This is a genomic window from Kitasatospora sp. NPDC101447 (assembly GCF_044767225.1).
GTDB lineage: Bacteria > Actinomycetota > Actinomycetes > Streptomycetales > Streptomycetaceae > Kitasatospora.
In genome coordinates, this window is the sequence record NZ_JBIWNL010000003.1 from 14,990 (window position 1) to 32,497 (window position 17,508).

Annotated in this window: 17 protein-coding genes; 8 read left to right on the top strand and 9 right to left on the bottom strand. The window is 74.7% G+C overall.

Features of this window, described 5'->3' with window-relative positions:
• Nucleotides 1–55: 55 nt before the first annotated feature.
• The gene (locus ACIRST_RS05070; protein ID WP_396547050.1) at nucleotides 56–871 is read left to right on the top strand and encodes a DsbA family protein; all 816 of its coding nucleotides are present in this window, start codon (nucleotides 56–58) and stop codon (nucleotides 869–871) included.
• Between the two features lie 89 nt (nucleotides 872–960).
• Nucleotides 961–1,611, top strand: a complete 651-nt coding sequence (locus tag ACIRST_RS05075; protein ID WP_350524980.1) for a vitamin K epoxide reductase family protein — start codon at nucleotides 961–963, stop codon at nucleotides 1,609–1,611.
• A 51-nt stretch (nucleotides 1,612–1,662) separates the two neighbouring features.
• Here the strand turns inward: ACIRST_RS05075 and ACIRST_RS05080 are convergent, their stop codons facing one another.
• From ACIRST_RS05080 to ACIRST_RS05090, 3 genes are read right to left on the bottom strand one after another with little or no spacing between them, the layout of a single operon-like run.
• The gene (locus ACIRST_RS05080) at nucleotides 1,663–2,751 is read right to left on the bottom strand and encodes a serine hydrolase domain-containing protein (RefSeq protein ID WP_402800184.1); all 1,089 of its coding nucleotides are present in this window, start codon (nucleotides 2,749–2,751) and stop codon (nucleotides 1,663–1,665) included.
• Between the two features lie 57 nt (nucleotides 2,752–2,808).
• Nucleotides 2,809–3,327 carry a GNAT family N-acetyltransferase gene (locus ACIRST_RS05085; RefSeq protein WP_350524982.1) on the bottom strand — a complete coding sequence of 173 codons (519 nt, stop codon included), beginning with the start codon at nucleotides 3,325–3,327 and terminating at the stop codon, nucleotides 2,809–2,811.
• Nucleotides 3,328–3,351: 24 nt separating this feature from the next.
• Nucleotides 3,352–3,768, bottom strand: coding sequence for an ankyrin repeat domain-containing protein (locus ACIRST_RS05090; RefSeq protein WP_402800187.1), 417 nt, complete (start codon nucleotides 3,766–3,768; stop codon nucleotides 3,352–3,354).
• Between the two features lie 410 nt (nucleotides 3,769–4,178).
• Between ACIRST_RS05090 and ACIRST_RS05095 the strand changes: the two genes are divergently transcribed.
• The 3 genes from ACIRST_RS05095 (at nucleotide 4,179) to ACIRST_RS05105 (ending at nucleotide 6,759) form a co-directional block, all read left to right on the top strand.
• Nucleotides 4,179–4,373 (top strand): hypothetical protein, encoded by a 195-nt coding sequence (locus ACIRST_RS05095; protein ID WP_188300502.1) that lies wholly within the window; start codon nucleotides 4,179–4,181, stop codon nucleotides 4,371–4,373.
• Nucleotides 4,374–4,481: 108 nt separating this feature from the next.
• Nucleotides 4,482–6,101, top strand: coding sequence for a hypothetical protein (locus tag ACIRST_RS05100; RefSeq protein ID WP_402800190.1), 1,620 nt, complete (start codon nucleotides 4,482–4,484; stop codon nucleotides 6,099–6,101).
• Between the two features lie 283 nt (nucleotides 6,102–6,384).
• Nucleotides 6,385–6,759: an RNA polymerase-binding protein RbpA gene (locus tag ACIRST_RS05105; protein WP_196949106.1), complete on the top strand. Its 375-nt coding sequence runs from the start codon at nucleotides 6,385–6,387 to the stop codon at nucleotides 6,757–6,759.
• A 158-nt stretch (nucleotides 6,760–6,917) separates the two neighbouring features.
• Here the strand turns inward: ACIRST_RS05105 and fxsA are convergent, their stop codons facing one another.
• The 5 genes from fxsA to ACIRST_RS05130 all read right to left on the bottom strand — a co-directional run bounded on the left by fxsA (nucleotide 6,918) and on the right by ACIRST_RS05130 (nucleotide 12,012).
• The gene (fxsA, locus tag ACIRST_RS05110) at nucleotides 6,918–7,496 is read right to left on the bottom strand and encodes an FxsA family membrane protein (RefSeq protein WP_350524985.1); all 579 of its coding nucleotides are present in this window, start codon (nucleotides 7,494–7,496) and stop codon (nucleotides 6,918–6,920) included.
• A gap of 55 nt (nucleotides 7,497–7,551) precedes the next feature.
• On the bottom strand, nucleotides 7,552–9,198 hold the full coding sequence (gene lnt / locus ACIRST_RS05115; RefSeq protein WP_402800192.1) for an apolipoprotein N-acyltransferase: 1,647 nt from the start codon (nucleotides 9,196–9,198) through the stop codon (nucleotides 7,552–7,554).
• 112 nt (nucleotides 9,199–9,310) lie between these two features.
• A complete protein-coding gene (locus ACIRST_RS05120) occupies nucleotides 9,311–9,769 on the bottom strand; it encodes an N-acetyltransferase (protein WP_402800193.1) in 459 nt (152 codons plus the stop codon).
• A 130-nt stretch (nucleotides 9,770–9,899) separates the two neighbouring features.
• A complete protein-coding gene (locus tag ACIRST_RS05125; protein ID WP_402800194.1) occupies nucleotides 9,900–11,540 on the bottom strand; it encodes an amidohydrolase in 1,641 nt (546 codons plus the stop codon).
• Between the two features lie 31 nt (nucleotides 11,541–11,571).
• Nucleotides 11,572–12,012 (bottom strand): Lrp/AsnC family transcriptional regulator, encoded by a 441-nt coding sequence (locus ACIRST_RS05130; RefSeq protein WP_350524989.1) that lies wholly within the window; start codon nucleotides 12,010–12,012, stop codon nucleotides 11,572–11,574.
• A 229-nt stretch (nucleotides 12,013–12,241) separates the two neighbouring features.
• Here ACIRST_RS05130 and ACIRST_RS05135 point away from each other — a divergent pair, with 229 nt between their 5' ends.
• Entirely contained in the window at nucleotides 12,242–12,736 is a 495-nt protein-coding gene (locus ACIRST_RS05135; protein WP_350524990.1) for a hypothetical protein, read from the top strand.
• Nucleotides 12,737–12,945: 209 nt separating this feature from the next.
• On the opposite strand, the gene ACIRST_RS05140 is transcribed toward ACIRST_RS05135, so the two are convergent.
• Nucleotides 12,946–14,109 carry an acyl-CoA dehydrogenase family protein gene (locus ACIRST_RS05140; protein WP_402800196.1) on the bottom strand — a complete coding sequence of 388 codons (1,164 nt, stop codon included), beginning with the start codon at nucleotides 14,107–14,109 and terminating at the stop codon, nucleotides 12,946–12,948.
• 210 nt (nucleotides 14,110–14,319) lie between these two features.
• Between ACIRST_RS05140 and ACIRST_RS05145 the strand changes: the two genes are divergently transcribed.
• Together ACIRST_RS05145 and ACIRST_RS05150 are read left to right on the top strand one after the other, a co-directional pair.
• Entirely contained in the window at nucleotides 14,320–14,976 is a 657-nt protein-coding gene (locus tag ACIRST_RS05145) for a uridine kinase (RefSeq protein ID WP_402800197.1), read from the top strand.
• A gap of 389 nt (nucleotides 14,977–15,365) precedes the next feature.
• Nucleotides 15,366–17,450, top strand: a complete 2,085-nt coding sequence (locus ACIRST_RS05150; protein ID WP_402800621.1) for an AAA family ATPase — start codon at nucleotides 15,366–15,368, stop codon at nucleotides 17,448–17,450.
• Nucleotides 17,451–17,508 lie beyond the last annotated feature (58 nt).

Below are 17,508 nucleotides of genomic sequence, written 5' to 3' on the forward strand. Positions count from 1 at the left end.
ACCCGGTGCGGTTCCCCGCGCGCACCCGCGCGCCGCGTACAGGAGTTGACTTCCCATGGCTCAGGCCCCCAGCAAGCAGCAGGCCAACCGCACCAGTGTCCGTGAGCGGATCCAGGAGGCGCAGCGCCGCGAGCAGCAGGCCGCCAAGCGCCGTCAGCGGATCGTCGTGACCGTTTCCGCGGTCGCCGTGCTCGCCCTCGCGGGCGGCGCCGCGGTCGCGATCGGCTCGGCCTCGAAGAAGGACGACAAGGCCGCCGCGGCCGCCACCTCCGCCCCGCTGGTCGTCCCGGCGAACGCCGGGGGCCCGGACGGCACGGTGATCACCTACGGCAAGGCCGACGCGCCGCACACCATGGAGGTCTACGAGGACTTCCGCTGCCCGGTCTGCAAGCACTTCGAGGCGGCGAACGGCGAGACCGTCAAGAAGCTGACGGAGGACGGCCAGATCAAGGTGGAGTTCCACCTGGCGGCCTTCCTGGACAAGAACCTCGGCGGCAAGGGCTCGCGCACCGCGCTGGCCGCCGCCGGCGCCGCGCTGAACGAGGGCGTGGACAAGTTCAAGCAGTTCCACGACGTGCTGTACGCCAACCAGCCGGACGAGCGCCAGGACGGCTTCGGCGACGTGAACCACCTCCTGGACCTGGCGGGCCAGGTGCCCGGGCTGAAGACCGACGCCTTCGTGAAGGCCGTCACCGACCGGACCTACGCGCCGTGGGCGGCGAAGGTGGCCGACGCGTTCAACGACAGCGGGGTGACCGGCACGCCGACCGTCAAGGTGGACGGCAAGCCGGTGACCCTGTTCGCGGGCAACGCCGTCGTCCCGCCGGAGCAGTTCACCGCCCAGGTCAAGCAGGCCGCCGGCCTGCAGTAGGCCGGCCCGCTCCCCCGCACGGCACCACCGGCCCGGCCGATGTCCCGGCCGGGCCGGCTCCTCCCAGCCAGCCACCGGAGTGTGCTGCCATGTCCTCCGCCACCACCGTGCACCCGTCCCGTCCCGCTCCCGACGCCGCCGGCCGGGCCCCGATCGGGGCGGGCCGGGCCTACGCGGTCCTGCTGTTCCTCGGCGGGCTGATCGGTCTGGCGGCCTCGGCCGTCCTGACCTTCGACAAGCTCCGCATCCTGGAGAACCCCTCCTACGTCCCCAGCTGCAACATCAATCCGGTGATCAGCTGCGGCTCGGTGATGCGCACCGAGCAGGCGGAGGTGTTCGGCTTCCCGAACCCGCTGCTCGGCCTGGCCGCCTTCGGTGCCCTGGCCGCGATCGGGGCGGGCTTGCTCGCCGGTGCCGCGTACCGGCGCTGGTTCTGGCTGGGCCTGCACGCGGGCACCGCGCTGGGCGTGGTGTTCGTGCACTGGCTGGTCGACCAGGCGCTGTACGACATCGGCGCGCTGTGCCCGTACTGCATGGTGGTGTGGGCGACGGTGGTGGTGCTGTTCTGGTACACCACGCTGCACAACGTGCGCACCGGGGTGATACCGGTGGGCCCGCGGCTGCAGGCGGTCGTGCGGGAGGCGGCCCGCTACCACTGGGCGCTGCCGGTGCTGTGGGCCGCGGTGATCGCGCTGCTGGTGCTCAACCGGTTCTGGTACTACTGGAGCACGCTCCTCTGACCGTTCGTCACGCGGTTCGCACTCGATCACCCGAACGAGTGCCGTCGGCCCTCAGCCGAACACCAGCCGCCGGTAGGCGTTGCGCAGGTCGGTCAGCGGCTGGGTGACCCGGTCGTAGTGCACCTTGTTGGTGAGCAGCAGCGCCCAGCGGCCGAGCCGCCGGGAGACCCAGAAGCCGGTCCCGGTGAAGCCGTAGTGGACGAAGGTGGCGTCGGCGGGCTCGGTGCCGGGGGCGTACAGCCAGGACAGGCCCCGGGCGGGCCGCAGTCCGCCGGTCTGCTCGCGCAGCGACTCCTCGATCCACGCCCCGCCCCAGGCGAGTCCGGGCGGCGGGGCGAGCACCGCGGTGAGGAAGCGGGCGAGGTCGCGGGCGGTGGAGAAGGCGCCGGCGTTGCCGGAGACGCCGCCGAGCAGCCGGGCGGACGGGTCGTGGACGACGCCGCGCAGGTGGGTGCCGGTCCGCTCGTCGTACTCGGTGGGCGCCGCACGCTCGGCGAGCGCGGCGTCGAGCGGCCCGTACCGGGTGTCGGCCATGCCGAGCGGCTGCCAGGCCCGGCGCGCGGCGAGGGCGTCCAGCGGTTCGCCGGCGAGGTCCTCGACCAGGTGGGTGAGCAGCACGGCCGCGCGGTCGGTGTACTCGACGGCGGTGCCGGGCGCGCGGTGCAGCGCCGCCGCGACCACCCCGGCCCGGATCGCCGCGCGGTCGCGCCCGTAGAGCTGCTCGAAGCGGGTGTACGGGAGCATCCCGGCGGTGTGGGCGAGGAGGTGCCGGGCCGTCACCGCGCCCGCGGGCCGGCCGGCGGCCGGCGGCCACCAGCGGCCGAGCGGCTCGTCCAGCGGCAGCAGCCCGGACTGCCACAGCGCCCCGGCGCAGGGCCAGAGCGCGACGATCTTGGTGAGGCTGGCGAGGTCGTACAGCGTGTCCGGCCCGGGTGCGAGCCGCGCGTACGGGCCCTGCCCGAGCGGGCCGTGGCCGCCGCCGCCGAGCGTGCCCCCGGCGTCGCCGACGGCCCAGACGGCGCCCGCCCCGACGCTGCGCACGCCCGCCCGGACCAGCCGGTCCAGCTCCCCGCCGGGCGCGGCCAGGGCGGGGAGCCGGTCGGCTCCGGGTGCTCGGTGGCTCGTCCCTCGCTGGCTCATCCCGTCCCCCAGGGGCTATCGTCAGGGCGACGGGAGCCTACCCGGCGGGGCGGCCGCTCAGACCGCCGCGACGAGCTCCTTGCCGAGGCAGACCGCCAGCGGGTGGTCCTTGTAGTACCCGAACTTGGTGATCGCGACGTAGCCCTCGGACCCGTAGAGCGCGATGGCCTCGGGCTGCTGGGTGCCGGTCTCCAGGATGAACCTGGTGCGGCCGGCCTCGACCGCGGTCCGCTCCAGGTGGCGCAGCACCGCCCGGGCCAGGCCGCGGCCGCGGGCGTCCGGGACCACGAACATCCGCTTCAGCTCGGCGTCGCCGTCGAGCAGCCGGTCCGGCCCGCCGGCCTCCTTGGCCCGCCAGCCGCCGCAGGCGACCGGGCGGCCGTCCAGGTAGGCGATCAGGAACAGTCCGGCCGGCGCGTCGAAGTCCTCGGCGTTCATCTCGGTGAAGTCGGGGTCGCCGTAGCGGCGGACGTACTCCTGCTGGACCTCGGCCGACAGGGCCTGGGCGTCGGGGTGCGCGTAGCCGGTGATGCGGAAGTCGACGGTTCCGGTGTCCTCGGTGGCGATGGTGTCCATGGTTGAAAAGCCTACGATCCCCGCTCAGCGGGCCTCGAACCGGGCGACCAGGTCCTCCTTGCCGAACATCCGGGCGGTGTCGAGGGCGCTCGGGGTGCCGGCGTGCGGGTCGGCGCCGCCGGCCAGCAGGGCGGCGAGCACGTCCTCGGCGCCCTTGAAGACGGCGCCGGCCAGCGGGGTCTGGCCGCGGTCGTTGGCGAGGTTCGGGTCGGCGCCGTGCCGGAGCAGGGCCTCGACGGTGGCGGCGTGGCCGTGGTACGCGGCGAGCATGACGAGGGTGTCGCCGCGGTCGTTGGTGAGGTCGGCCGGGGCGCCGGCGCCCAGGTAGGCGGCCAGGGTGTCGGTGTCCCCCGCGCGGGCGGCGTCGAAGAGCTTCCCGGCCAGCGCGATCACCTCGGCGTCGGGGGCGTCGGCGGGCTGCTGGCTGGCGGCGTCGGTCATGGCGGGCGGCCTTTCCGGTCGGGTCGTCGGGCGGTCACGCGGCTGCGCCCAGGGCACGGTAGCGGCCGGCGCCGGAGCGGACCAGCCGGTGTCCGTGATCCGGATGACGGCCCGGGCCGGCGCGGACGCGCGTCCGAGCGGGTGGCACAGCCATTCGAGCGAACTTTCCGGACCCCCCGGAAACTTCCCGACCGCCCCCCGGGAATGCCTGGGCGCACCGAATCCCCGGGGCTTCCCCGCGGCGACCGGCCCCACCCCGGCCGGTTCGCACACCGCCATCCGGCTTCCGGAACGGCATTGAACGGCAGAACCACCCGTTTGCCCCGTTCCATCATCTATTACTTTTTGTCACGATTAATGCACTTTCCGTAACACCCACCCCGCTTGTCCCCCCTCCCGAGGAGCGGAACGTGATCCTCTCGATTTCCGGCATCGTCCTGTTCGGCACCATCGCCTTTCTCTTCTTCCGCAGGGACGGGCTAAAGGTCTCCCACGCCATCGTCTGCGCCCTGCTCGGCTTCTACATCGCCGGCTCGTCGATCGCCCCCAGCATCACCGCGGGCGGCGCCAGCCTCGCGAGCCTGCTCAGCGGCATCAGGTTCTAGCCGCCACCACCCCGTAACGGCCCGGGCGCGGATCCCACCGCCCCGGGCCCCGTCGTACCCCACCTCCGCACCCCACCCGTTCGTCCCACCCGCCCGGGGAGTCAAGGAATGTTGCCGCTGCACCGCCACCTCAGCAAGGGCCGCGAGATCGCCCGGACCGCCGGGGACCACGCCTCCGACATGTTCGCCCCGCTCTCGGTCATCGGCCGCGGCATGCGCCACCACGCCGCCTGGGCCAAGGGGCGCTGGCAGACCACCCCCAAGGAGCGCCGCGGCCCGACGCTGTTCCTGACCGCCGCGATGCTGGTCGGCATCTACCTGCTGCCGCACGGCCTGCTGTTCGCCCTGGTCGGCCTGATGGCCAGCGCCGCCTGGGCCGGCCGGGCGCCCAAGGCGCCGTCCGCCCCGGCCGCGCCGGACGTCGCCGACGTCAAGCTCGGCGCCCTCTACGCCGCCCTCACCCCGTACCTGTGCGGCCCCGACGACGCCAACCCGATGTACCACTTCGAGGGCAGCTACAAGGACGTCTTCGGCTCCTGGGAGTTCGACGGCGAGGGCCGGCTCTCCCGGCTCGAACTCGGCTACCCCGCGTACTTCACCGACACCGAGCCGGCCGCCCGGGCCCGGATCGAGCAGGTCGTCCAGGGCAAGGCCGGCCGGGCCCGGGAGTACCGCTTCGACTGGGACGAGGAGTCCAACCGGCTGCGGATCACCGCGCTCGCCCCGCTGCCCACCGACGTCGTCGCCCAGCGGTTCGTGGCCGCCCCCGGCGAGATCGTGCTGGGCTTCACCGACGAGGACGGCACCGCCCGGACGATCCCCGTCACCCAGGGCGGCACGACCGTCCAGCAGCCGCCGGTGGTCTGGCGCACCGGCCCGCGCTCCTCCGAGCCGCACCTGCTGGCGCTCGGCGTCGCCGGCTACGGCACCTCCAGCCTGCTCCGCTCGATCGCGCTGCAGGCCCTCCCGTACGCCGACCTGGTGGTCGTCGACGGCGCGGGCACCGGCGAGCACGCCTGCCTGGTGAACCGGCCCGGCGTGCACACCGTGGAGACCAGCCTGCACGGCGCCCTGGCCGCCCTGGAGTGGGCGGCCCAGGAGACCGAACGCCGGCTCACCGCGCTCAACGCCGCCCGGCGCGCCGGCTCCACCCCGCCCGAGGACGCCACCCGGCCGCTGTGGCTGCTGCTGGACCACCCGACCGAGCTGAGCGAGCTCGCCCAGGCCGAGGGCCGCCCCGACCCGCAGGACCTGCTGGAGCTCCCGCTGCGGCACGGCCGGGCCGCCCGGGTCACCGTCGTGATCGCCGAGGACGTCGAGGCCCGGGACCGGATCACCCCGACCGTCCGCTCCACCACCCGGGCCCGCGTGGTGCTCGGCCCGGCCGGGCCGGACGAGGCCCGGGCCGCGCTCGGCGCGCCGCTGGACATCGTGCCCGCCGCGCACGCCCCGGTCGGCCGCGGCTACGCCCGGATCGGCAACGGCGCCCCGGCCCGGCTGCAGGTGCCGGCGACCGTCGACCCGCTGGACGACGAGGCCCCGGCCGCGCTGCGGGACGCCGTGATCGCCCTGCTGCCGCACCGCGACACCCGCACCGAGGCGGCCGCCGGCGTGCCGCCCCGCCCGGAGCGCCCGCCGCTGGGCGCACCGGTCGACCCGGCCCCGCAGGCCCGGCCGGTCGACCTCGCCAAGGGCGAGCCGATGATCCGATCGCGCCCGATCTCCTGACCCCTCGCAGCGCCGGGACGGGGCCGACGGACGCTGTCGGAACCCGTCCCGGTACGCTCGACACAGAAAGTCCCCACGATCACCAGATGTGAAATAGGTGACACCTGGGGTGATATCAGCGGCCAGATGTGACAAATCGGGCGCAGGTGGGTACAAACAGGGGCGGCACGACAGACGACGCATGTCCCGGGACGGGAATCTTCGTCGGAAGCCGAGCGTTGACCGAACGACGAAGAACAGCGACCACTAGTCCTGTGGGCCATAAGCCCGGGAGGCACGATTCATGAGCGAGCGAGCTCTCCGCGGCACGCGACTCGGGGCCACTAGCTACGAGACCGACCGTGGTATCGATCTGGCTCCCCGCCAGACCGTCGAGTACGCATGTCAGAACGGACACCGATTCGAGGTTCCTTTCTCGGTCGAGGCGGAGATCCCCCCGACCTGGGAATGTCGCTTCTGTGGCCAGGAGGCGGCACTTCTCGACGGTGACGAGCCGGAGGAGAAGAAGACCAAGCCGACGCGCACCCATTGGGACATGCTGATGGAGCGCCGGACGCGCGAGGAGCTGGAGGAGGTGCTGGCCGAGCGGCTGGCCGTGCTCCGCTCCGGAGGGATGAACCTCGCGGTGCACCCGCGGGACACCCGTAAGAGCGCCTGACCTCGCTCCCGCCCAGTGCGGGAGGACGCGAAAAGGGGCCCTGGTTTCCAGGGTCCCTTTCGCGCTGTCCGGGGCCGGTCGGGTCACGTCCTCCGGGGTCCCGGAGAGGCATGCGGCTCGGCCCGGGGCCTGCGGGCCCCGGGCCGGTGGTCGGGCGGTCAGCCCGCGATCGGCGGGCGGTAGGTGGTGTCCGGGCCCTGCGGGCCGCGCGGGCCCGCCTCGGGCTCGACGACCTCGCCCTGGATCACCTTGCCGTCCGGACGGTGGATGCGCAGCTGCTCCTGCAGCCGCATCGCGTCCGCGAACGGGTCGGCGCCGACGGCGCCGGCGCTGCGCAGCGCCTTGTCGGCGAGCCGGCGCCCGGCCGCCCGCCACAGTGCCCGGGTCGGCGGGAACAGCAGGGTCAGGGCCAGCAGGTCCGACAGGAACCCGGGGACGATCAGCAGGACGCCCGCCAGCACCGTCATGCTGGTGCCGGTCTGCGGCTGCTGGGACTGCGGGTTCTTGCTCTGCTCGACCGCCGCCGAGAACGCCTTCAGCCCGGCCCGCTTGATCAGCGAGCCACCGATCAGGGCGCCCGCGACGAGCAGCAGCAGGACGGTGAACCCGCCCAGCCACGAGCCGACCTGGACCAGCAGCCAGATCTCCAGCACCAGCCAGACGGTGATCAGCAGCGGCAGCACCCGGCGGAGCCTGCCGCGCGGGGCCGGACGGGTGGGGGTAGCTTGCTGCGTCACGGTACGAATCCACTCCAAGCGGTGCTCTGCGCGCCGCACGGGAGATCCGGGCCGGCTACGGCACCACCTGGTCCAACGAATCCTGCCCGGCCGGTGTTCCGCCGGTGGCCTTCCGACGGCGTCCGACCAGCACCGCGGCACCGCAGGCCAGCAGGCCGCCGATGGCCAGGGTCCACTCCGGGGCGGCGCCGACCCGGTCGGCCACCGTGGTGCCGTCGCGCAGCGGGACGGTCGCCGACAGCTCGGCGGGCGTCAGCTCCTGGGTGCGCTGCTCGACGGTGCCGTCCGGGGAGATCACCGCGCTGATGCCGCTGGTGGCGGCGATCAGCACCGCCCGGCCGTGCTCGACGGCCCGCAGCCGGCTCATCGCGAGCTGCTGCTCGGGCTGGCCGGTCTTGGCGTACGTCGCGTTGTTGGTCTGGACCACCAGGACGCGGGCGCCGCTGTCCACGGTGTCGCGGACGATCTCGTCGTAGGCCACCTCGAAGCAGATGACGTCGCCGATCCGGGCCGGGCCGAGCTGCATCACGCCGTTGTGGTCGCCGGGGTAGAAGTCCCGGGCGACCCGCTGGAGGCGGGTGATCACCTTCATCAGCTGGGCGCGGAAGGGCACGTACTCGCCGAACGGCACGGGGTGCTGCTTGGTGTAGGAGGCACCGGGGCCGCTCCGCGGGTCCCAGACGATGCCCTCGTTCTGGACGTGCTGCGCGTCCGGGCCGTCCACCAGGGTGCCGACCAGGGTGGGCACGCCGATCGCCTTGACGGCCTCGTCGATGCGCTCGTAGGCCAGCGGGTCGCTGAACGGGTCGAGGTCGGAGGAGTTCTCCGGCCAGATCACGACGTCGGGGCGCTGCACGTTGCCGGCGGCGATGTCGGCGGCCAGGCGCTCGGTGGCCGAGGCGTGGTTGTTGAGCACCATCATCGGGCGGCCGAGGAAGTCCATGCCGGGGTTGGGCACGTTGCCCTGGACGATGGCGACCTTCACCGTGTCGGCCGCGGCGGTGGGCACCGGGACGACGTAGCCGGCGAGCAGCGCGGCGACCGCGCCGAGCGCCGCCAGCGCGGCTGCCCTCGGGGCCCTGCGCGGGCCCCGCAGGCGCAGCGCGGCCCAGGCGAGCAGGGCACCGGAGAGGGCGACCGCGAAGGTCACCAGCGGCGCGCCCCCGAGCGCGGCGAGCGGGGTGTACGGGGTGGCGGTGTTGGCGAAGGCGAGCCGGCCCCAGGGGAAGCCGCCGAGCGGCAGCCGGTCACGGGCCCACTCCTGGGTGATCCACAGGCAGGCCGCCCAGAGCGGCCAGCCGGGCAGCCGGGAGGTGACGGCCAGGGCGCCGCCGAGGAGGGCCAGGAACAGCGCCTCGACGACGGACAGGCCGACCGTGGCGTCCCAGCCGACCACCCGCAGCCAGCTGAGCAGCATCAGGAAGAACGGCAGGCCGAAGGCGAAGCCCGTCCACAGGCCCTGGCGGAAGGTGCGGCCCCGGGTGAGCAGCGACAGCGCGGCGACGCCGAGCAGGGACAGCGGCCAGAGGTCGTACGGCGGGAAGGCGAGGGCGAGCAGCAGGCCGGCCAGCGCCGCCAGGCCGGTCCGGGGCAGCCCGGCACGGACCTTGGCGAGCGCACGGGCACCGCGGCCCGGTCGGGGCGCCGGCTCCTCGGACGCGGGCGCGGTCCCGGACCGCTCCTGGGTGACGGGAATGGCCACCGGCGCACCATCTTCCTGGGGGCTTGCTGTTCGGACGCTGTGCGAAGAAGGTACCCCGGAACGTCGGTGCGACGTGAGGTGAGGGTGGTAGGGGCCCGGGGCTTCCCGGTGGTCAGCGCTCGGCGTAGCGGATCGGGCCCAGCGGCCAGTGCTCGGCGAGCCAGTCGGAGACGGCGCGGTGGAGCGGGGCGTCCAGCTCGGCGCGGTCGGCCCGGACCCAGGAGCTGACGGCGACCACCGACGGGTCCTCGCGGTCCGGGTAGATGTAGACGCAGCCGATCACCTCGCCGCCCGCCGGCTCCAGGACGGTGTAGGTGAAGCCGGTGCGGGCGGCGAAGTCGGCGGCGTGGCGGCGCAGGTCGGCCAGGTTCTCCTCCGGCGGCATCCCGTCCACGGGCGGCCAGTTGCCGCCGACGAAGCCGGGGGTGGCGCGGATGTGCCCGATGCTGCCGGTCCAGGCGGCGTGGTCGGAGGCGTTGTGCTGCTCGCCCAGGGGCTCCAGGCGGAACTCCGGGGCGAGCAGCTCGTGGGGGACGGCGAAGTCGGCGGGCACCAGCGGGTCGGTCGTCATGGTGGTCAACCTACGGGCCGGTGCGCCGCGTCCTCACCCGGTTAAGCGCCGCATCCGGTCGGGCACCGCATCCGGTCGGACGCCGGCGCCCGGTTCGGCGCCGGTGCCCGTCCGGCGCGGACGCCCGGGTTCAGCGCTGGTGGACGGTGCGGCCGCGGACCACCGTGCGCAGGCACGTCGGCAGCGGGTGGCCCGGGGTGAGGTCGGGCAGGCCGGGGGTGCCGGAGCGCGGGTCGGTGGACCAGCCGGCCACCCGCGAGTCGGGGGCCTGGACGACCAGGTCCCCGGCGGCCCAGATCGCGTAGCTGGCGACGGCCCCGGGCACCAGGACGCCGTCCTGGTCGCGGCCGATCGCACGCCAGCCGCCGCGGGTGTGGGCGGTGAAGGCGGCGCGCACCGAGATCCGGTGCTCCGGGGTCCGGTGGAAGGCCGCCGCCCGTACGGTGCCCCAGGGGTCGAGCGGGGTGACCGGGGCGTCCGAGCCGAAGGCCAGCGGGACGCCGGCCCGCAGCAGGGCGGCGAAGGGGTTGAGCGCGGCGGCCCGCTCGGCGCCCAGGCGCTGGACGTACATGCCCTCCGGGCCGCCCCAGGCGGCGTCGAAGGCGGGCTGCACGGAGGCGGTGAGGCCGAGTTCACCGAAGGCCTTGATGGACTCGTCGTCCAGCGCCTCGGCGTGCTCGACGCGGTGGCGCAGGGCCCTGACCCGGTCGGCGCCGACCCGCTCGCCGGCCGCCCGGACGCCCTCGATGACCGCTGCCACAGCGGCGTCGCCGATCGCGTGGAAGCCGGCCTGCAGCCCGGCCTCGGTGCAGGCGGCGACGTGGTCGGCCACCTGACCGGCGGTCAGGTAGGCGGTGCCGGTGTGCTCGGCGTCGGCGTACGGGCTGTGCAGGCAGGCGGTGCGCGAGCCGAGCGCGCCGTCCACGAAGAGGTCGCCGCCGGCGCCCACCGCGCCGAGCCGGCGGGCCGTCTCGACCCCGCCCGACTCGCCCCAGTAGCCGAAGACCTCGGGCCCCTCGCCCTCGGCGGCCAGGGCCAGGAGGGCGGTCAGGTCCTGTTCGGAGGAGATCTCCGGGCCGGCGCACTCGTGCAGGGCGCCGATGCCGAGTTCGGCGGCGCGGGCCAGGGTGGCGTGCTGGGCGCGGCGGCGCTGCTCGGGGGTGAGGCGGGCGAGCGCGGTCTGCCGGACGGCGTGGTGCGCGTCCTTGGTCAGCGGGCCCTCGGGGGCGTACCCGGGCCGCTCGGCGAGGCCCTCGGTGAGGGTGCGCAGCGCACTGGTGGCGAGCGCGGAGTGCACGTCGGTGCGGGAGAGGTAGAGCGCGGCGCCCCGGGCGGCGGCGTCGAGTTCGGCGAGCGTCGGCGGGCGGCCCTCGGGCCAGCCGGTCTCGTCCCAGCCGTGGCCGATCAGGACCCCGCCGGACTCGGCCCGGGCGTCGACGAAGGCGCTGACGGCCTCCAGGGTGGCGGCCAGCGAGGGGCTGCCGGTGAGGTCGAGGCCGGTGAGCGCCAGTCCGGTGGCGGTGGCGTGCACGTGGGCGTCGACGAAGGCGGGGGTGACCAGGGCACCGGCCAGCTCGACGATCTCGTCGGCGGTCGCGGCGTACGCCTCGGCGGCGCCGTCGCTGCCGACCCAGGCGATGTGCTCGCCCTCGACGAGCATCGCGGTGGCGAACGGGTCGGCGGGGCTGTAGACGGCGCCGCCGCGCAGCAGGACGGTTCGGGGGCCCCTCCTGCCCGAGGTCGGGCCAGGAGGGAGGGTGCGTTCGGTCATGCGGCCAAGTCTGCACCTCGCCCGTTCGGGCTCAGAGCTTCGGGGGTCGTGCCTCGTACGGCGTGGAGAGCACGACGGTGGTGCGGGTGGAGACCCCGGCGGCGCTGCGGATGCGGGCGAGCAGGTCCTCCAGGTCGCCGGGGGCGCCGACGCGCACCTTGAGGATGTAGTTCTCGTCGCCGGCGACGCTGTGGCAGGCCTCGATCTCGGGCAGGCCGGCGAGGCGTTCGGGGGTGTCGTCCGGGGCGCTGGGGTCGAAGGGCTTGACCGAGATGAACGCGGTCAGCGCCAGGTCGACGGCGTCGGGGTCGACGATCGCGGTGTAGCCGCGGATCACCCCGCGCTGTTCGAGGCGGCGCACGCGCTGGTGCACCGCCGAGGTGGACAGGCCGGTGGCCTTGCCCAGGTCCGTGTAGCTCATCCGGCCGTCCTCAAGGAGCAGCTGGACGATGCGTTGGTCTAGATCCTCCACAGTCGGCAAACCTACCCGGTCGGGTGCACGGGGGGCGCACGCGGTGGCACGGAGGGAGATCGCAGGTACTGCGCGGGCACGTGCCGGGTGCATGTGGCAGCCGGTGTGGCCAAGGACACACCCGGTGCATCGCGGTGCACGGCACCGCAGGGTTATGAGTCCGTGTCACAGGGAAGTGCTGGTTGTGGCCCTGGATGACCACGCCGGGCCCGATCCTAGGGGGATCCTCATGCCTGCTACTGACCAGCGCGTGCTGGGCGCCGACGAGACCGACGATACGACCGGCCGCGACGACCTCGCGGTCGACCACGCGCCGGGCACCGATCCTGGCGAGGCCGAGACCTGGGAGATCTTCCGGGTCCACTGCCCCGAGTGCCGCCGTCCGATCGCCCTGGTGGCGGACGAGGAGCGGCTGCCGCAGCACGCCCTGCTGCCGACCGCCTGGAACCCCTTCGCCCCCGCGATCTGCCCGGGTTCGGGCGCGCCCACCGACGACCTGGCGGAGGTGGAGGCCCCGGAGGACACCGAACCGACCGGGTTCGACGCGCTGTTCAGCCTCCCGAACGGGCTGGACTGGCGCACCCAGCCGTTCTCGCACGCGGTGGCGCACTGCCCGGTGCGAATCGCGGCCATCGGCCAGTCCGTGCCGCCCGTGCCCTCGGCCCCGACCGTCGCCGCGCTCCGCTCGATCCCGGAGCAGCGCCGCCGTCTCGTCCGGCGCTGACCGCCCGCCCCGCGCAGGGGAGTTGATTCTCCGTCAGAAAAGTCGAATGCCTCCGGTCGTCACTCCGCACCCTGGAGTGACGGCCGGAGGCCGTTGGGGGGAAGACCCGGGCCGTCCCCGGCAGCGGGCCTTCGTCGGGCGTCCGCCCTCGACGGGTGTCGCCCTGCGGTCGGGCGACACCCCGCGGTCGGGCGTCCTGCGGCCGGACGTCAGCCCTTGGTGAGGTGGCGGCCGATCACCAGGCGCTGGATCTGGTTGGTGCCCTCGACGATCTGCAGCACCTTGGCCTCGCGCATGAAGCGCTCGGCCGGGAAGTCCTGCGTGTAGCCGTAGCCGCCGAGCACCTGGACGGCGTCGGTGGTCACCCGCATCACCGTGTCGGTGCAGAACAGCTTGGCCATCGCCGCCTCCTTGGAGAACGGCCGGCCGGCGTCCTTCAGGCGCGCGGCGGACAGGTAGAGCGCGCGGCCCGCCTCGATCTGGGTGGCCATGTCGGCGAGCATGAAGGACAGGCCCTGGAACTCGGCGATCGAACGGCCGAACTGGCGCCGGGTGCGCGCGTAGTCGACGGCGAGGTCGAGCGCGGCCTGGGCGACGCCGATCGCGCAGGCGGCGATGCCGAGGCGGCCGGAGTCCAGCGCGGCGAGCGCGATCTGGAAGCCCTGGCCCTCCTCGCCGACCAGCCGCTCGCGGGGGACCCGGGCGCCGTCGAAGTGCAGCTGGGCGGTCGGCGAGGAGCGCATGCCCATCTTGTGCTCCGGCGGGGCCGACGACAGGCCCTGCTGGGCGCCCGGGACCAGCAGGCAGCTGATCCCCTTGGGGCCGTCGACGCCGGTGCGCACCAGGGCGCTGTAGAAGTCGGCCTGCCCGCCGTGGGTGATCCACGCCTTGGTGCCGTTCACCACGTACGCCTCGCCGTCGAGGTCGGCGCGGGTGCGCAGCGCGGCCGCGTCCGAGCCGGACTGCGGCTCGGAGAGGCAGTAGGCGCCGAGCTGCTCGCCGGAGAGCATGCCGGGCAGCCACTTGTCGCGCTGCTCGTCGGTGCCGAAGGTGGCCAGCGCGTGGCAGGAGAGGGTGTGCACGCTGACGCCGAGGCCGACGGCCAGCCAGCCGGCCGAGAGCTCCTCCAGGACCTGCAGGTACACCTCGTAGGGCTGCTCGCCGCCGCCGTACTTCTCGTCGTACGGGAGGGAGAGCAGGCCGGCCTCGCCGAGGGTGCGGAAGACCTCCCGCGGGAAGCGGCCGGCGGCCTCGTCCTCCGCCGCGCGCGGCTGCAGCTCGCGCTGCACCAGGTCCCGGGTGAGGCTCAGCAGCTCGCGCGCCTCGTCACTGGGCAGCTGGCGCTCCACGGCTTTCACAGGGGACGGGGTCATGGCGGCGGTCGCCTCCTCGATCGGGCGCCGGGCCGAGGTTTGGCGGGTCCGGCGCGGGTGGGGCAGGTCGGACCGACCGGCACCGGGTTGCGGTGAACGGCCGTTCACAGTCATGGCGAAGGCGAGTATGCCCCAAACCCGCGCTGCCGTCACGACCTGCACAGATGAACTGTCCGCAGTGGTGGGCTACGGCACCGTAGGGTTGACGATGTGGCTGCTTCCGGAACCCTCCCCACCCATGCCCGGTGCACTCCCGGCGACGCGCTGAGCGCGCTCGCGGCGGAGCTGCGCGCGCTGCCGCCGTCCTGCGGGCCGGTGCGGCTGGTCGCGGTGGACGGGCACGCGGGCTCCGGCAAGACGACCTTCGCCGGGCGGCTGGCGGGGGTGCTCGGCGGGGCTCCGGTGGTCCACCTCGACGACCTGGCCACCCACGAGGAGCCCTTCGGGTGGACCGGGCGGCTGCGCGAGCAGGTGCTGGAGCCGCTGGCGGCCGGGCGGGACACCGCGTACCGGGTGTACGACTGGACGCTGCGGCGCTTCGCGGGCACGGCCGAGGTGCCGGCCGCCCCGGTGGTGCTGGTCGAGGGGGTCGGCGCGGGGCGGCGGGCGGTGCGGCCGTGGCTGGCCCGGGTGATCTGGATGGAGCTGGACGCCGACGCGGCCCGTCGGCGCGGCGAGGAGCGGGACGGTCCGGATCTGGCCGAGTTCTGGGCGGGCTGGGCGCGGGCCGAATCGGCGCATTTCGCCACCGACCCGAGCCGCCCGTACGCCGTGACGCGGGTCGACGGGGTGACCGGCCGGATCGCGCCGGGCACCGTCGGTGAACCTTCAACAAGCGCCTTGACCTGCGACATCACCAGGATCTAGGTTCTCCTCAGCCGCCGGAACGAAAGCGTCCGGCCGCATCGGACCCGGCGTCCCCGGCTTGTTCCCCCGTGAGCCGGGGGCGCCGTCCGGTCCCCTTCCGAATCTCGCTCCCCCGCCGCCCGTTTCGGCGCCCGAGCGCTCAACGACCGCGCGCGCGATCGTATTTGACCCCGTGCGGCACCCTTCCGGATCAGCCCGGCGCCGGTACGATTCCTGGCAGGCGCATATGCGCCGCAGGGGCTCGACGACCACCGGCCAGGCTGTACGCACGCGACTCGCCGGCCGAGCCCCGGGCCACACCGCGGGGGGCGTGAGTGACGACGCTGGACAGTTCCGACAGCACGGCGGGCGGCCCGGACCGACTCGCCGACCGGGCCTGGCTGCGCGCCATGGACGCCTACACGGCCGGTGCGTACGCGCGGGCCGAGGAGGAGTTCCGGGCGGCCGTCCGGCTGGACCCCGGCATGGCCGACGCCTGGCTCGGCCTGCACGCGCTGCGCAGCGACACCTCGGCGGCCCTGCTGGCGATGTACCGCCACCAGAAGCGGTTCGGCGAGCAGCGGCGCCTGCACGGACGGCCGCTCAGCTCCTGGTACTGGCTGGGCTGGTGGGTGCAGCCCGTCCTGGAGGACGCCCGCGACCTCGCGCTGGCGCACGCCTCGCACTGGCTGGACGGCCGCCATCTCGCCGAGCTGGACCGGGCGTTGGAGCAGTGCCCGGCCCCCAGCGAGGACCCGTCCGCCCGGTTCCTGTACGCCTGCCGCTCCTACCTGCTCAAGGACTGGGAGCAGCTGATCCGGGACACCGACCGGCTGCTGGACGACCCGCTGCTCGGCATCGAGTCCGGGCTGTTCGCGGGCATGGCGCGGGTGCGCCTCGACATGTGCGCACAGGCCCAGGCGCCGCTGGCCGCCTCGCTGGCCCGCTGCCGCTCCGAGCAGCCGCAGCGCAAGGAGCTGCGGTACTGGCTGGCCCGGGCGTACGAGGGCGCCGGGCGCAGCGCGGCGGCGCTGCCGCTCTACCGGGCGGTACACCGAGCGGACCCGGCGTTCATGGACACCGCGACCCGGCTGGCCGCCATCGCGGCCGAGGACGCGCTCGCGGACGGGCTGCTGGCGGGCGGGAGCCCGGCCGGCGGCGGGGGCGAGGCGGGTGGCGACGGCGGGCCGGACGTCGAGGCGGGGTTCCTGGACGACGTCGGGTACGGGCCCGGTCCGGGGTACGGCGAGGAGCCCGGGGCCGGGCAGGGCGGCGCGACCGTCTCCGGCGACGGGGTGCTGGGCGGCGGGCCCCTCGTGGACGCCGGACTGGCGGACGCCGGACTGATGGACGCCGGCCCGGTCGACTGCGGTCTGGTGGATGCCGGCCTGGTGGACGGGCCCGCGCCGGACGGCGTGCCGACGGACGCCGGCGCCGGGGCCGGGGCCGGGTTACTGCCCGGCGGAGCCCCGCTCGACGGCGGCCCGCTCGACGGGGCGTTGCCGGACGGCGCCCCGCAGGCCGCCGGGGAGCGGTCCGGTTCGGGCGCCCCGGCCGCCCCGGCCGCGCCGCCGCTGCCCGTCCGCGGCCAGACGCAGCCCCGGACCGCCGCCGGGCCCGCACCCCGGCCGGACGGTGACGAGCGCGAGTTGGACGCCGCCCTGGCCGAGCTCTCGCTGATGGTCGGCATGGAGCCGGTCAAGCGCCAAGTGCGCGCACTGTCGGCCCAGTTGAGAATGTCCCGGCTCCGGGCCGAGCAGGGCCTGCCGGTCCAGCCGCCCAAGCGCCACTTCGTCTTCTCCGGCCCCTCCGGCACCGGCAAGACCACCGTGGCCCGCATCCTCGGCCGGGTCTTCCACGCCCTCGGCCTGCTCTCCGGCGACCACCTCGTGGAGGCCCAGCGCGCCGACCTGGTGGGCGAGTTCCTCGGCCAGACCGCGGTCAAGGCGAACGAACTGATCGACTCCGCGCTGGACGGCGTGCTGTTCATCGACGAGGCCTACAGCCTCTCCAACTCCGGCTACACCAAGGGCGACGCGTACGGCGACGAGGCGCTGCAGGTGCTGCTCAAGCGCGCCGAGGACAACCGGGACCGGCTGGTGGTGATCCTGGCCGGCTACCCCGAGGGCATGAACCGGCTGCTCGCCACCAACCCCGGCCTCAACTCCCGCTTCACCACCCGGGTCGACTTCCCGAGCTACCGCCCCGGCGAGCTGACCGCGATCGGCGCGGCGCTGGCCGGCCGGGACGGCGACGGCTGGGACGAGGACGCCGCCGAGGAGCTGGCCAGCATCTGCACCCACGTCGTCCGCGAGGGCTGGATCGACGAGCTGGGCAACGGCCGGTTCATCCGCACCCTGTACGAGAAGTCCTGCGCCTACCGGGACCTGCGGCTGTCGCTGCTGCGCGAGTCGCCGGGCCGGGAGGACCTGGCCACGCTGCGGCTGCCGGACCTCGTCCAGGCGTACGGGGAGCTGATCGACGGCCGGGGCTGATCGGCTTCCGGGGCCGGGCCGCTCGGAACCACCGGAACCACCCCCGGCCGTCGGCCGG